This is a genomic window from Paraburkholderia haematera (assembly GCF_905220975.1).
Classification (GTDB): domain Bacteria; phylum Pseudomonadota; class Gammaproteobacteria; order Burkholderiales; family Burkholderiaceae; genus Paraburkholderia; species Paraburkholderia haematera.
Window position 1 is genome coordinate 32,216 of the sequence record NZ_CAJNBK010000027.1, and the last position, 14,956, is coordinate 47,171.

Below are 14,956 nucleotides of genomic sequence, written 5' to 3' on the forward strand. Positions count from 1 at the left end.
GAAATCGCTCTGTACTCAACTACTTGCCGCCTTTGGCCAGGACTTGTCCACAAAGATATGAACAATTTCTGTGGATAACTTCGGCGAAACCATTCGAACATTCCGGTCGACGCCCACTCGGGCGCACAGCTTGTGCGAGCCTTGACTGGCTTGCATGATCGGGCCGCTCGCGATCCACGCTCATCATTGGCTGCCCCGCAATCAGGAGCGCCGGATCGGACGCCGCCGGCTCTCTCAAGGCGGCGCCGGACGGATCGCACTGGCAATATCACGGCTCACCGTTCCGAGCGCCCTGCTGTATGCCGCCACCACCGCATCGAAACCGCCGCCGGCGCAAGGCTCGTGGATCGTGCTCCGGCCGCTTAGCGGGGGCTTTTTCCCGGGTGGCGCCACCGACCACAACACGTCGACCGTCACGGCGTCGCCGAGCGCCGCTTCGAAGCGCTGGATGTCGAGTTGAACCCGGTAAGCCGACGCCGGATCGCCACCCATCGGATAGGTAGACACCAGCGCGCTGTTCAGCAACTGCCCCAGATCGGCGCGCACCACCCGCGGGATCTGGCTTTTCAACGGATCGGCCCAGCGGGCAAATTCGTTGATGTCCACCTTGTTGTCACCGCTGCGAACCACGATCTGCGGCCGGTCGACGAGTTCGGGCACCGTCACTACGCCGATCAGCACCGCGATCGGCGCGGCGGGCGGGTTGCCCGTCTGCGGCACAGCTGGACTCAACGTGTAGAAGTCCGACTTGGGCGACGAGGCGCAACCGCACAACGCGGCGAGCGCTAGCGCCACGACGACGGTTAAGGATGAACGCATCATTTCTTATCCTCCAGCTTGCCGCGGATCAGTGCCTCTGGATGGCGCTCGAGATAGTCCGCCAGCGTACGGAAGGCCGCCGCCGTACGCGCCAGTTCCTTCATTGCGTCGCCGGTGTTCTGCGACAGCGGAGAGTCGGGCTGCAACGCGTTGTTCGCCGAATTCAGAGCCGTCTGCGCGGCAGCGAGTGTGTCGTGCGCCTGCGGCATGACCTCGGTGCGCAACTCCTTGAGCAACGCATCCGCATCGGCTAGTGTCTTTTGCGCATCCTTGCCGATGCCTTCGAATGGGATCTTGTTCAGCTTGGCGACGAGCGCCGTCACGGAATCCTGCAGCGATTGCAGCCCGCCTGGCACTGTCGGCATCGAAGGCGGAGTCACGCTCCAGTCCATCTCCGCCTTGGGCGCATTCGGGAAGAAGTCGAGGGCGACGTATAGTTGCCCCGTCAGCAGATTGCCGGTTCGCAATTGTGCGCGCAACCCGCGATCCAGCAGCGCTTTCGCCAGCTGCCGCCGATCCGTAACGACCCTGCCGCCGGCTACGCCGGATGCATAGCGCGACGTGAACCGTTCCGGGTACAGTTTTATATCAACAGGAATACTGAACTGCTTCGTAACCGGATCGAATCGTGTACGAATCCCTGAGACCTCACCTACCACGATGCCGAGAAAATCGACCGGCGCGCCAACCGTCAAACCACGTACCGACTCCTTGAAATTGAGCACGTAGTTATCGATGATCGTGTCGTGACGTTTCATCGCCTCGGTCTTATCGGAGAACAGCGTGAACTCAGCGCGGACATCCGCCTCCGGCCGATCGACCGCATCGTCAGGCGCCTGGAAAGCGAGGCCGCCAATCAGGATGGCCACCAGCGATTGCGTGTTGACTTTCACGCCGGTCGCATCGAGCGAGACGTCGATACCGCTCGCCTGCCAGAAGCGCGTATCGTTCTGCACGTACTTGTCGTACGGCGCATTGACGAACACATGCATCGTCACCCCTTTACCGTCGTCATCGAGCTTGTACGACGTGACCTGGCCGACCTGCAAGCGTCTGAAAAAGATCGGCGAGCCGACATCGAGCGACCCCATGTCGGCGCCCTTCAGGATGAACTCACGACCCGGCACACCGCTCGCGAACACCGGCGGCGACTCGAGCCCGACGTAGTCGCGCCGGGGCGTGGGCGATCTGCCCACATCCATGCCGATGAACGACCCGGAGATCAAGGTGCCGATTCCCGATACCGTGCCGCCCGAAATTCGCGGACGCACCACCCAGAAGCGTGTGTCGTCCACCAGCAGACCCGTGGCGTCTTTCGAGAGCTCGGCGGTAGCGACCACGTTGCGGTGATCGCCTGACAGCGTGACGCTTTTGACCACGCCGATATCCACGTTCTTGAACTTGAGCTTTGTCTTGCCCGCGTCGAGCCCCTCGCCGGTTTCGAAACTGATGGTGACGGTCGGCCCCTGTTCGAGGATCGCCTTGACCGCGAGCCAACCGCCGATCAACACCGCCACCAGCGGCACCAGCCACACCACCTGCATGCGCCAGCGCGAGCGCCGCGTCGCCACCGCTTCGGGAAGCTCAGGCGGCCCCGGGGGTCTAGACATGATGATCCTCCGTCGCGTCCCAGATCAGGCGCGGGTCGAACGACATGGCCGCGAACATCGTCAGCACGACTACAGAGCCGAACGCGACCGCGGCGGGTCCTGCCTGAATCGTGGCCAGCGCGTTGAACTGCACGAGCGCGACAAGAATGGTGATGACGTAGATATCGAGCATCGACCAGCGTCCCACCAGTTCGACCAGCCGATAGATGCGGGTTCGTTCCTGCACGAGCATGACCGAGCGGCGCTGCGTGGAGATCGCGAGGTACATCAACGCCAGGATCTTCAGCATCGGCACCGCAATGCTGGCGATAAACACCACCACGGCGAGCGGCCACGAGCCTGAGGTCCAGAGATAAACCACGCCGCTCAGGATGGTGTCCTTCTCCGATCCGAACAGCGAACTGGTATTCATCACCGGCAGCACATTCGCCGGGATATACATCACGATCGCTGCAATCAGGAACGCCCAGGTGCGCGCGATACTTCCGGGTTTGCGCGCATGCAGATGGGCGCCGCAGCGAGGGCATGCCGCGCCGTGCACGTGAGCCGTCGATTTCACCAGCAGGCCGCAACTATGGCAGCTCAACATGCCGCAACGCAGCGCGGTGTGTGCCGACGCGGCGGCCGCTGCTTCCGCATTCGAGGCCACATCGTCGAAGCTGCCGATGCGCTGCCAGAGTGCGCGTGGATCGAACGCGGATCCGGCCGCCGCCAGCAGCAGCATGAGCGCGCCGAACGACCATAACGCGACACCCGGTACGACGCTCGCAATGTGCGCGAGCTTCACCAGCGCCACGAGCATGCCAAGGATCAGCACCTCAGTCATGCCCCACGGCTGCGCGAGATGCATCAGGCGAAACACAAAATCGGCGTGATACGGGCGGCGGTTCAGCTGCAACGGCACCAGCAGGTAGGCCATGGCGGTCATCTGCATCAACGGCATCAGGAAGGTGGTGGCGAGCACGAGGCCCGCGATCGGCCACATACCGTCTCTGTAGAGCACACGAACCGCGCCGAGCAAAGTCGTCTCGACGAGATCGCCGTTCACCGCGAGTCCCACAATCGGATACAGGTTGCTGATGAAGAACAGCACGACGCAGGTCAGCGTAAAGGCCAGCGCCCGGTCGGTGCTGTTGGGATGCGCGCGATAGAGTTCCGCGTGGCAGCGGCAGCAGCGCAGCGTGCCGTCGGGCGGCACCGCGGATTCGCGCTGCAGCAGATCGCATTCGTGGCAGGCGACGAGAGGAACCGGACCGGGCCCCGTCGTCCCGTTCGTCCCGTTTGTCGTGGCGGTGGTCATTCAGGCTGCTCCGCGCCGGGTGACGTGGTGGACGGACTCGCCGATGGACTCGCGACCGGACTCGCTGAAGGACTCGCTGAAGGACTCGTTACCTGGGTTCCCGGCTGATCCCCTGACTGACTGGCCACCTGGGCCACCGCTTTCTGCCCCATCACCCGCCCGGTCATGCCCTCGGCCTGCACGACCCACCCACCGCCCATTGCCTTGTAAAGACCGATCAGCGAGCTGAACACCAGGCCGTTGGTCTGCGTATAGCTGAGTTGCGCGTTGAACAGACTGCGCTCAGCGTCGAGCACCTCGATATAGCTCGTATAGCCACCCTCGAAACGCAGCCGCGCGAGCCGAGCATACGTGCGCAACGCCTCCACCTGGCGACCCTGCACAACCAGTTGTTCGCGCGACTTCTGCAGCGCGATGAGCGCATCGTCGACTTCCTGGAACGCGGTCTGGATAGCCTGCTGATACTGGAACAGCGCCTGTTGTTGTTGCGCCTCTGCCTGGCTGACCTGACCGCTGATGCTGCCCGCCGTAAAGATCGGCACCGTCAACGAACCGGCGTACGACCAGACGCGCGCAGGCCCGGTGAACAGCTTCGAGAACTGTCCGCTCGTCGAGCCGAACAGACCTGTCAGCGAGATTTGCGGAAAATACAGCGCGCGAGCGGCGCCGATCAGCGCATTGGCCGCCACAAGATTTTGCTCGGCCTGCAGCAGATCGGGACGGCGCTCCAGCAGATCGGACGGCAGACCGGCAGGTACCGCGGGCAGCACCAGTTCGGTCAGCTCACGGCCGCGCAGAATCGGGCCGGGGTTGCGGCCGAGCAGCACTGACAACGCATCTTCCTGCTGCGCGATCTGCGTTTCGAGTTGCGGAATCGTCGCGAGCGATGCTTCATATTCGGACTGACTCTGCGCGAGTTCCATCTGCGAGACATCGCCGCCGGAGAAACGCGCCTGGAATACTTTGACCGATCCGGCGCGGCTCTCAGTGGTCGCCGTGGCGATCGCCAGTTGCTGATCGAGGTCGCGCAGATTGATGTAAGCGGTGGCCACCGAAGCAACCAGCGAGAGTATCGTCGCGCGACGGCCCTCTTCGCTCGCGAGCAGGCTCGCACGCGCCGATTCGGTCTCACGACGTACTCGCCCAAAGAGGTCCAGTTCCCACGCCACCGACAACGGCGCCGAAAACGCGTTGTAGACGGGCCCAAAGCCCACGGGTAGCGGCGTCGGCCCGGCCTGGGAAGCCCGCTGACGCGAGGCGTCGAAACCGGCGCTGATCTGCGGAAACAGCGCAGAGCGCGTCGTCGCGAACTGACCGAGAAACTGGTCGACGCGGGCTGCGGCGATCTTCACATCCTTGTTATCCGCGAGCGCGGCCAGAATCAGATCGTTCAGCACCGGGTCCTGAAACTGCTCCCACCACGGCGCATTGGCGACCTGCGCGGTTTCACCGGCTTCGAAACGAAAGTTCGCGGGCGTCGCCACGTTCGGGCGCACGTAGTCAGGACCGAACAGACAGCCGTTCAGTCCCATCGCGAGCAGCAAGGCGGGGACCCCACGCAGCACAATCGCAGAAGCTCGCATGTCAGTCGCCCTCACGTTGCGCAGATGGCGTGGCCGCCGCACCACCGCCTGATCCGGTGGGCGCAACCGGACCCGTGCCATCGCCCGCCGCCGGGCCGCCGCTCGCTCCTGGCGTCTTCTTGCCACCGCTCTTTTCCGACATGGTTTCGAGCACATAGAAGAACATCGGAATGAAGAACACCGCAATCACCGTTGCGCCGAGCATGCCGCCGATCACACCGGTGCCGATCGAATGCCGGCTGTTGGCCGACGCGCCGAGCGCAATGGCAAGCGGCACGCAACCAAGAATGAACGCAAGCGAGGTCATCACGATCGGCCGCAAGCGCTCGGTTGCCGCCGTGACCGCAGCGTCGTATACCGACTCGCCCGCTTCACGATTGAGCACCGCGAACTCGAAGATCAAAATTGCGTTCTTGGCGGCGAGCGCGACCAGCATGGTCAGGCCGATCTGGAAGTACACGTCGTTTTCGAGGCCGCGCAAGAGAATCGCGAGCAGTGCCCCGAACAGCGCGAACGGCACCGCCAGCAGCACGCCGAACGGCAAGCTCCACTTCTCGTATTGCGCGGCGAGAATCAGGAACACCATCACCAGGCCGAACACGAACACGAGCCCCGACGTGCCGCCCGATTGCCGCGCCTCGTAAGCCTCGCCACTCCATGCGACGCCATAGCCCGCCGGCATGACCTGGTCGGCCACTTCCTCAAGCGCACTGATGACTTGCCCGGAGCTATAGCCAGGCGCGCCATTCGCCGTGATCTTGACGGCCGGAAAATTATTGAAGCGCGTCACCAGATCCGGCCCGGTGACGTACTTCGAGTTCACCACCGCCTTCAGCGGCACCATGTTGTTGGTCTTGCTGCGCACATAAAGCTGGTTCAGGTCCTGCGGCGTCAAACGGTACTGCGGCTCGGCCTGCAAGATGACCTGCCACAGCCTGCTTGAACGGTTGAACTGCGAGACGTAGAGCGAGCCGAACATGGTCTGCATCGCGCTATACACTTCCTCGATCGGCACGCCGAGCGTTTCCGACTTTTCTCGATCCACGTCGACCAGTAACTGTTGCGACGACGCATTGAACGTGGACGTGACACGTGACAATTCCGGCCGGCTTTTCGCCTTCGCGACGAAGTCGTCCACCACCCCGGCAAGTTGCGCGGTTGTCGCGTCGCCCTTGCTCTGAATCCACATCTCGGTGCCGCCGGTCGTGCCGAGCCCCGGAATCGACGGTGGATTGACCGGCAGGATGATCCCTTCCTTGACCTGGGAGAGATTCTTGTAGGCGTCGATCAATACCGCCTTCGCGTTCTGGGTCTTGATATTGGCGAACTTGTAGCGCTCATCGAAACCTTTGAAGCCGATGAAGAACGTGCTCGCGTTATTCTTGTTCTGGCTGTCGAGCAGGCTGTAGCCGTCGACGATCGTCACGCTGCCTACCGCAGGCTGTTTCATGAAGTAATCGGTCACGCGCCGCGACACGTCGCCGGTTCGATCGAGGCTTGCCGCGTCCGGCATGATGATCGCGCCGAGTAGATAGCCTTGATCTTCAGGCGGCAGAAACGACGTCGGAATGGTGCGCATCATCACCACCGCCAGCGCGATCATGCCGACGAACAGCAATAGCGCGACCACGAAGCGTTTGATCACCAGTTTGACCACGGACGTGTAGCTGTGCGTCACCTTCTCGAAGTTCCTGTCGAACCACTTGAAGAAGCCTTTCTTCTCGTGGTGACCGGGCTTCAGCAGCAAGGCGGCCAGCGCCGGAGACAGCGTCAGTGCGACCACCCCGGAGAAAATGACCGAGATCGCGATAGTGATGGCGAACTGCTTGTACAACTGCCCCGTAATGCCGCCGAGAAAGGCCACCGGTACAAACACCGCGCACAGCACAAGCACGATCGCGACAACCGGGCCGGCCACTTCGTCCATCGCGCGCCTCGCGGCGTCCTTCGGACTCAGCTTGTGCACGTTCATATTCCGCTCGACGTTCTCAATCACCACAATCGCGTCGTCCACCACGATGCCGATCGCCAGCACCATGCCGAATAGCGTCAGCATATTGATCGAGAAGCCGAGTGCGAGCATTCCCATGAAGGTGCCCATGATCGACACCGGCACGGCCAGAACCGGAATCAGCGTCGCGCGCAGGCTCTGCAGAAAGACGAACACCACGATCACCACGAGTACGAGCGCTTCAAAAAACGTGTGCACGACATCGGAAATCGACGCGCGCGTGAAGTCGGTCGTGTCCAACGCAATGTCGTATTCAAGGCCTTCAGGAAAGGTCTTTTTCATTTCCTGGAGTGCCGCGTGGACCTGCTTCGAGACGTCGAGCGCGTTGGCGCCAGGCTGCTGATACACCGCGATGACGGTGGCCGGTTTGCCCTGAAAGCGGCTGCGGATCGAATAATCCTTCTGGCCCAGCGCGGCGCGGCCGATGTCCTTGAGACGCACGATCGCGGCATCGCCGTTGGCTGCCCGGATGATGATGTTTTCGAACTCCGCGGGTTCGCTCAGGCGGCCGGTGGTGGTCACGGCGAACGACTGTTCGACCGGCGCGCCGGTCGGCGATTGGCCGAGGCGGCCTACAGCGAATTGCTGGTTCTGGTTGGCGACCGCCCGCTGCACATCCCCCGCCGTAATACCGAGTTGTGCCATGCGATCGGGTTTGAGCCAGATGCGCATCGCGTAATCGGGCGTACCGAAGATCGCAGACTGATTCGCACCCGGTATGCGCTTGAGTGCATCGAGCACGTAGATGTTCGCGTAGTTGGCGATATACGTCGCGTCGTAGCGCTCGCCCGGCGAATAGATGGCGATCACCATCATGAACGCCGACGACTTCTTCTGCACCTGAATACCTTGCGACTGTACCGACGAAGGCAGTTGCGGCAATGCAAGGTTCACACGATTCTGCACATCGACCTGGGCCAGTTCCGGATTGGTGCCGATCTGGAAATACGCGTTGATGGTCAGATTGCCCGTCGATGAACTCGACGAGTTCATGTAGATCATGTTGTCCGCGCCGTTGACCTGCTGCTCGATCGGCGCGGCCACGTTGTTGGCCACGACGTCGGCGTTCGCGCCGGGATAATTGGCGGATATCGTGATCTGCGGCGGGGTGACATCCGGATACTGTGCGATCGGCAGATTGAACATCGCCACCGCGCCACCCAGCGTGATGACAATCGAAATCACCGAGGCAAAGATCGGGCGGTCGATGCAGAAACGCGAGATATTCATGTCGCGCTCCCCTTACTGCGCGGCGGTGGTATCGGACGGGCGTGCCGTCGAACTGCTCTCCCCGCCCCCTGGCACGGTGGCCGCCGCGTGCGCGGCCGGCGCCGCGACGATTTTCAGCGGCACGTCAGCGGCCACGCGAATCGCCCCGTCTACCACTACGCGCTCGCCAGGCTGCAACCCCTGGGTGATGAACCAGTCGTCACCATGCCATTCGCCCACTTCCACGACACGCTGATGCGCCTTCGAGTCATTGTCGACGACCCACACGAAGTGACTTTTAGCGCCCTGTAAGACCGAACGTTGCGGCACGAGGATCGCCTTCGGCCTGGAAGCGCCGGACACCCGTGCCCGCACGAACTGGCCGGGACGCAACTGGCCTTTCTCATTCGCGAAAGTCGCCCGCACGAGGAACGTGCCGGTCTCGGTGCTGAAAGCGGGATTGGTGAAGCTGATACGACCGTGGTCAGGATACTCAGTACCGTCGGCCATGATCAACGTGACTTCAAAGTCGTCATTGGCCGGAAACCGCAAACGGCCAGCCTTGACGTCTTCGCGGTACTTCAGCAACTCATTTTCCGAAATGCTGAAGTTGACCCACATGGGATCGAGTTGATAGACATAGGTCAGCAAGCCGGAGGCCGAGGCGGTGACAAAGCTGCCGTCCTGTTGCCTCGCGAAGCTGGACAAACCGGTGAGCGGCGATTTGATCGTCGTATAGCTGAGGTTCAGCTGCGCGGTTTGCACCTGGCCAAGTGCTGCGAACACGGCTGCTTCAGCCTGCTTTTCGTTGCCGGTCGCGTCGTCAAGATCCTTCTGGCTCAATGCGTTCTGTTTGGCCAGCGGAATCACGCGGGCGAGATTCGCCTTCGCAACGGTCAAGCGCGCCTGTTGCTGCGCGAGCTGGCCTTTGGCCGTTTGCAGCGCGGCGTCGAAGGGCTTCGAGTCCATCTGAAAGAGCGTCTGGCCGGCGCGAACCATTTGCCCTTCGGTATAGAGCCGCTTGTCGAGAAAGCCGTCCACCCGCGCGCGAATCTCAACTTCGCGAGAACTCTGCGTTTGCGCGGTGAATTCGAAATCGACGGGGGTGTCGCTCTGCACCACCGGCATCACGGTGACCTCGATCGCGCCGGCGACCGGCAGCGTCGCGGGCTTGCTGCAGGCGGCGCAAAGCGCAAGCGCAGTGAGCCCGGCAATCGCGAGACCTAGGTGGTTCCTGCTCATGACTGTCTCCCGCGTCCCGATCGATGTCTACTGAGCCGTGTAGCCGCGACCGGTCATGCAAGCCGCCACTGCCCGGTTGAAGGTCGCCATCTGCTGCGACGTCTGTTGCTGAGCCGCCTGCTGCTGCGTGGCCTCGGCCTGGTTGGCGCGGCGCTGGCGCATGCCGCCGGCCGCTGTTCCGGTCACCGCGCCGATCGCGGCGCCCTTTCCAGCGTTGCCCGCGATGGCGCCTACGGCCGCCCCCACGGCGGCGCCGCCGGCTGCACCCTTGACCGCTCCACCCTGCTTTGGCGCAGCGCCTGGTTGGCCGGATTGCTGGGCAATCGCGACCGGATCAACGCCGGTCGTCTGCTTCGCCCATAGTTGGCACTCCGCGGTATCGGTTTGCTGCCGACTGGCGCTTTGGCCTTTCGCCGGATAAAAGATGGGCTGCTGCGCGGCCGCTGAATACGCCAGCGTCAGCACAAGTACACCCGTCAGCCCTCGCATAATCGATAGCATGGTCAGATTCCGTTTGATTTCCCTGGAGGCGAACCGTCTGCGCGCGCCTGGCCTGGCGACTATCCGCGCGCCCGATCCCGAACCGGGGCGCCTTCTTCGACCCTGATCAGTCGAGTCAATTATTGGATTTCGCGTCGAGCGATGGCAATTGGCCTTTGGTCCCATAGCGCGCGAATTCGCGGTACAGGACCCGGCAATTGCCCATCAGACAGGCGGTACGCCGCCGAGCGCGGCGCGCACCGTCTTCACGAACAGTTCGTCGTTGAAAGGCTTGCGCAGCCAGGCAACCGCACCGCCTGCGAGCGCGTGCTCGCGTACCCCAATCTCGTCGTGTGCGGTAATGAAGATCACTGGCATGCCTTTGCCGGACAGGCGCCGCTGGACTTCGAGTCCATTGAGCCCGGGCATCTGCACGTCGAGAATGACGCAGTCGGGTTGATACGACGGCATCGAGGCGAGAACGTCGAGGAACGCGTCGCCGCTGGCAAATGCTTCGGAGGCGATCCCGATGGAGCGCAGCAATCGCCTGATTGCCCGGCTCACCGATTCATCGTCATCAACGACGACAACGAATGGTTTGAGTTTTCCCATGGAGAGTAGTCCGGTGCCCGGGAATGCGCGAGTCAGCACACCCCCCCAGAGGAAAGCCTACGAGACGGAAAGGTTCGCGGATATTGGACCTTGGTCCTGTATCGATCGAGTAGGGATCGGGTGCGATCCGCATATGGACCGACCTGCCCCCATCGACGACGCACGCGCCGGAACAGACCCCGAACGGACCACGCTATCGCCGGCCAGCCGCGATGACTTCAGCGCGAAACGCGGGCTTCGCCCGCACCGCCGAGACCGACTTTATCCGCAACGCGCACGAGCTGGGCAAGCGACGTGACTTCCATTTTCGCCATCACGCGCGCGCGATGCGCCTTGATTGTCTTTTCGACCGTACCCAGCTCGCCGGCCACCTGCTTGTTCAGGCGGCCCGTGACCACGAGCGCCATGACTTCCTTTTCGCGCGGCGTGAGCCTGTCCAGCCGGCCACGGATCGCGTCCAGCTCAGAGCGCACCGCGCGGGTCTGCTCCACGCGTTCGAAAGCGGCTTCGATCGCGCGGAGCAGATCGGTATCGTTCACGGGTTTTGCCAGAAAATCGGTGGCCCCTGCTTTCATCGCGTCCACCGTCATGGCGATATCACCGTGGCCGGTGATGAAGATGATTGGCAGCACCGCTTTGAGTTCGCGCTGCAATGCCAGCCCGTCCAGGTCCGGCAACTGCACGTCGAGAACCAGACAGGCTGGCGCATCGACCTCACGCAGCCGTTCGAGAAACGCGCGGGCATTGCCGAATGCTTCGACACGGTAGCCCGCGGCGTGGATCAGACGCGCCAACGCACGGCGCACGGAATCGTCGTCGTCGACGACGAAGACAAGCGAATCGGATTCAGTCATGGCCTTTATCGCGACTTATCCTCCGGCGTGGCATCGCCGGCCGGCAATGCCACGTAGAATGTCGCGCCTCGATCGTTGTTGTTTTCGGCCCATAGACGCCCGCGGTGCATGTCGATGATGGAACGGCTGATCGACAATCCCAAACCGAGCCCTTGGGGTTTGGATGTAAAAAACGGCTTGAAGATCTTGTCCAGCTTATCGGCGGTCAACCCATGGCCCCGATCGCGAACAGCGATCAACACCATGCCGTTGTCGGCCGGTTTGAGCGTGACGCACACCGCGCGGTCGACAGGTGGCACTTCGTTCATCGCGTCGAACGCATTCAGCAGCAAATTCAGCATGACCTGCTGCAATTGAACCCGGTCGGCGCGAACGGGCGGTAATGCCGTGTCGATATCGAGTGTCACGCGTACGCCACGCACGATTGCATCGCTATGGACAAGCGCCACCACATCGCGTATCACGCTCGCGAGGTCGAGTGAAATCACCTCGAAATCGCCCTTCTTGACGACCGTGCGAATGCGCCGGATCACCTCGCTGGCCCGGTAATCGTCCTGAACGATATCGTTCAGAATGTCGCGTAACTCCGCCAGATCAATCGGATCGGCAGTCATGAAACGCTGCGCAGCCTGCACGTTGCTGAGTATCGCGGTAAGCGGCTGATTCAACTCATGCGCTAGCGAGGAAGCCAGCTGACCAATCGTCGATACACGCGTCAAATGCGCAAGATCCTGGCGCTGGCGATGCAACTCATGCCGCTCCGTCTTGTCGATGACGAACGCGAGCGTGACGTTTTCACCGTCGAAGCGAAAAGCACTCAGGTCGATTTCGGCGCGAAACTCCGTGCCGTCCTTGCGGCGCGCACACGGATCATCCAACGGCGAGGGGCCGCACGCCTGCTGCATGGTTGAGGGGTCGGCCCAATACGGTGCGGGGCTGTTCAGACGCAGTGCATGGACCAGCAGTTCTGCCGGCTTGCCGACCAATTCGCCGTGTTCGTAACCGAAGAGCCGCTCCGCTTGCGGATTGACCATCACCATCAGGCCGCGCTCGTCGAGCATCAGGATCCCCAGCGGCAATAACGCCAATGCTTCACGAAAATAGCGCTCGCCGCTTACCTGTTCGCTAGCATCCGCATGTGAATCGTTAGTGAATGCTACTCGCGCGCCGCCATCGTAAGTTTCTCTGCGTGCCGTTCTTGCAGAGGTCATCGTGCGTAGGCGCGCCGTAAAACGCCGCCTTGCGAGTGAAGCTGACAGACCGCTATCTGATGCACCAGAACCATCGGGTGCGTGATGGCGATGCTCGCCACGTAGCAGCGCCGGCTGGCGAGTTCGATTTGAGAATTCTGTAATATTCGCTTCGCCCGCCAATTCCGGAAGCGCTGTATGCGCCGCACACCCATCGAGCGTCGCACTCTTACGATAGTTCGATTCGGTAATTGGCGGATTAAGACTGCTGAACGGTAACGATATCCGGCGGCGCAGTTCCAGCGCCAGCAACCCTAGAATGATTGCTGCCTGTAAAACGACGATAGCAGGCATAACGATGCTCATGACCGAACGGCCTCTCAAGCTTTGGCACCGCGAAATTGGCTACCGAAAGTCGTGCTGAACATCGGCGCGAGACGATACCCTTTGAACAGCGGGCTTATCGTCTCATTAGACAGTTAACGAATTAACTAAGACACGCTCGGAATGGGGACGCGGGCCGAACGAGCGTACCGGTAATGGTTACAACCAGGGAGCGTTTCAAACCGGTAAAATGAATCGTAGTACGGACATCTGAACATGTAAACGTGAATTGAGGCATTTCTTTTGCACCTAATTCGGTCAACAGACGAATGGGACCAAAGTCCAATTGTCCGTGTGCTTCGTTCACGATAGATTTGATTAGCCAACGGTTCGCCTTTCCCGAGCCTGCGTGACAGACGCGATACTCTCGAACGCGAACGCGCAAGTCATCATTCGTCGACGGCGTAGGACTTCACACAACGTTGCCGCCGCAACCGTCGGTTCTGCACGTTCTGCTGAAGTTGCCGGCACAATCGTTATCCGATGGCGAGATGCTCATGCGCAAAGCACGCGAAGCGGACCACCCAGCCTCTCACTCGAGTTGGGGAAAATTCGACCATACCGTCATGGTCTTACAGGGCGGCGGTGCACTCGGTGCTTATCAGGCTGGTGTTTACGCCGGACTTGCTGAAGCGGCCGTTGCGCCCGACTGGATTGCCGGTGTGTCGATTGGCGCTATCAACGCCGCGCTGATCGCCGGGAATCCCGCCGAGCGACGTGTCGAACGTCTGCGCGAGTTCTGGCAGCGCATATCGGCCCACGCTCCTTTCGTGCCACCGCTGTCGCTCGATCCCATGCGCCCGCTCCTGAACTTCATGAGCGCTGCATCCAGTGTTGCCTTTGGCGTACCGGGCTTTTTTACGCCGCGAATGACAGGGCCGTTTGCAGCGCCACAGGCGAGTATCGAAACGCTCAGTCTGTATGAAACGTATCCACTCAGGCAGACACTCAAAGAACTGGTCGACTTTGAACTAATCAACCGGCATGCAGTGCGCCTGTCTCTCGGCGCAGTCAACGTGCAGACCGGTAACTCAGTCTATTTCGACAATACCAAAGCAGAGATGGGTCCCGAGCACGTCATGGCAAGCGGCGCCCTGCCCCCGGGTTTTCCCGCCGTGCAGATAAATGGGCAATGGTATTGGGACGGCGGCATCGCGTGTAACTCACCGCTTTGGTACGTGCTCGACGAAGATTACAGAATGAGTGCGTTGATTCTGCAGGTAGACGTATTCAGTGGCGCCGGGGCATTGCCGACCAACCTCAGAGACGTGCAGGAGCGCTGCAAGGATATTCAATACGCCAGCAAGACACGTTTTAATACCACGCGAATCAGCGAGATTGAAGCACTTCGCAACTCGCTGCGCCGCGTGCTCGACACATTGCCCGATTCTTACCAGACCGACCCTGACGTGCAAAAGCTCAACGCGATCAGCACGCGGGGCGCAGTCGCGCTTGTCCATTTCATCAACCGGCACAACACACGATCGTCGAACTTCAAGGATTACGAGTTCTCACGCGCCACTGTCATGGACCTATGGGACTTCGGATACCGCGACGCACAGAAGTCGCTCGCAGATCCACAATGGCGGGAAGCGACCGATCTGGGCAATGGCATTCACATCTACGACCTGACCGGCTAGCGGGCGATCGGACACTGTCTCC

At 61.5% G+C, this 14,956-nt stretch carries 11 protein-coding genes; 1 reads left to right on the forward strand and 10 read right to left on the reverse strand.

Annotation, left to right across the window (positions count from 1 at the left end):
* Positions 1-234: 234 nt before the first annotated feature.
* From KHO23_RS29595 to KHO23_RS29640, 10 genes are all read right to left on the reverse strand, one after another.
* Positions 235-822 carry a PqiC family protein gene (locus KHO23_RS29595; RefSeq protein WP_211615802.1) on the reverse strand — a complete coding sequence of 196 codons (588 nt, stop codon included), beginning with the start codon at positions 820-822 and terminating at the stop codon, positions 235-237.
* Entirely contained in the window at positions 819-2,429 is a 1,611-nt protein-coding gene (locus KHO23_RS29600) for a PqiB family protein (protein ID WP_211615804.1), read from the reverse strand. The genes KHO23_RS29595 and KHO23_RS29600 overlap by 4 nt, the downstream gene beginning before the upstream one ends.
* Positions 2,422-3,729, reverse strand: coding sequence for a paraquat-inducible protein A (locus KHO23_RS29605; protein WP_211615806.1), 1,308 nt, complete (start codon positions 3,727-3,729; stop codon positions 2,422-2,424). Before KHO23_RS29605 ends, KHO23_RS29600 begins: the two co-directional genes overlap by 8 nt.
* Positions 3,726-5,312, reverse strand: coding sequence for an efflux transporter outer membrane subunit (locus KHO23_RS29610; protein ID WP_211615808.1), 1,587 nt, complete (start codon positions 5,310-5,312; stop codon positions 3,726-3,728). The genes KHO23_RS29605 and KHO23_RS29610 overlap by 4 nt, the downstream gene beginning before the upstream one ends.
* Before the next feature lies 1 nt (position 5,313).
* Complete coding sequence (locus KHO23_RS29615; protein WP_211615810.1) at positions 5,314-8,553, reverse strand: efflux RND transporter permease subunit; 3,240 nt, start codon at positions 8,551-8,553, stop codon at positions 5,314-5,316.
* A gap of 12 nt (positions 8,554-8,565) precedes the next feature.
* Complete coding sequence (locus KHO23_RS29620) at positions 8,566-9,774, reverse strand: efflux RND transporter periplasmic adaptor subunit (protein WP_211615813.1); 1,209 nt, start codon at positions 9,772-9,774, stop codon at positions 8,566-8,568.
* 27 nt (positions 9,775-9,801) lie between these two features.
* On the reverse strand, positions 9,802-10,275 hold the full coding sequence (locus KHO23_RS29625; protein WP_211615815.1) for a YMGG-like glycine zipper-containing protein: 474 nt from the start codon (positions 10,273-10,275) through the stop codon (positions 9,802-9,804).
* Between the two features lie 204 nt (positions 10,276-10,479).
* Complete coding sequence (locus tag KHO23_RS29630; protein WP_211615816.1) at positions 10,480-10,866, reverse strand: response regulator transcription factor; 387 nt, start codon at positions 10,864-10,866, stop codon at positions 10,480-10,482.
* Between the two features lie 218 nt (positions 10,867-11,084).
* Entirely contained in the window at positions 11,085-11,720 is a 636-nt protein-coding gene (locus KHO23_RS29635) for a response regulator transcription factor (RefSeq protein ID WP_211615818.1), read from the reverse strand.
* Between the two features lie 5 nt (positions 11,721-11,725).
* Entirely contained in the window at positions 11,726-12,931 is a 1,206-nt protein-coding gene (locus KHO23_RS29640) for a PAS domain-containing sensor histidine kinase (protein ID WP_211615820.1), read from the reverse strand.
* An 860-nt stretch (positions 12,932-13,791) separates the two neighbouring features.
* Here KHO23_RS29640 and KHO23_RS29645 point away from each other — a divergent pair.
* Positions 13,792-14,934, forward strand: coding sequence for a patatin-like phospholipase family protein (locus tag KHO23_RS29645; protein ID WP_236067036.1), 1,143 nt, complete (start codon positions 13,792-13,794; stop codon positions 14,932-14,934).
* Positions 14,935-14,956: the final 22 nt, after the last annotated feature.

Coding starts and splice junctions, on each gene's coding strand:
- KHO23_RS29595 (WP_211615802.1), bottom strand. CDS start 822: ATGATGCGTTCATCCTTAACCGTCGTCGTGGCGCTAGCGCTCGCCGCG.
- KHO23_RS29600 (WP_211615804.1), bottom strand. CDS start 2,429: ATGTCTAGACCCCCGGGGCCGCCTGAGCTTCCCGAAGCGGTGGCGACG.
- KHO23_RS29605 (WP_211615806.1), bottom strand. CDS start 3,729: ATGACCACCGCCACGACAAACGGGACGAACGGGACGACGGGGCCCGGT.
- KHO23_RS29610 (WP_211615808.1), bottom strand. CDS start 5,312: ATGCGAGCTTCTGCGATTGTGCTGCGTGGGGTCCCCGCCTTGCTGCTC.
- KHO23_RS29615 (WP_211615810.1), bottom strand. CDS start 8,553: ATGAATATCTCGCGTTTCTGCATCGACCGCCCGATCTTTGCCTCGGTG.
- KHO23_RS29620 (WP_211615813.1), bottom strand. CDS start 9,774: ATGAGCAGGAACCACCTAGGTCTCGCGATTGCCGGGCTCACTGCGCTT.
- KHO23_RS29625 (WP_211615815.1), bottom strand. CDS start 10,275: ATGCTATCGATTATGCGAGGGCTGACGGGTGTACTTGTGCTGACGCTG.
- KHO23_RS29630 (WP_211615816.1), bottom strand. CDS start 10,866: ATGGGAAAACTCAAACCATTCGTTGTCGTCGTTGATGACGATGAATCG.
- KHO23_RS29635 (WP_211615818.1), bottom strand. CDS start 11,720: ATGACTGAATCCGATTCGCTTGTCTTCGTCGTCGACGACGACGATTCC.
- KHO23_RS29640 (WP_211615820.1), bottom strand. CDS start 12,931: ATGACCTCTGCAAGAACGGCACGCAGAGAAACTTACGATGGCGGCGCG.
- KHO23_RS29645 (WP_236067036.1), top strand. CDS start 13,792: ATGCGCAAAGCACGCGAAGCGGACCACCCAGCCTCTCACTCGAGTTGG.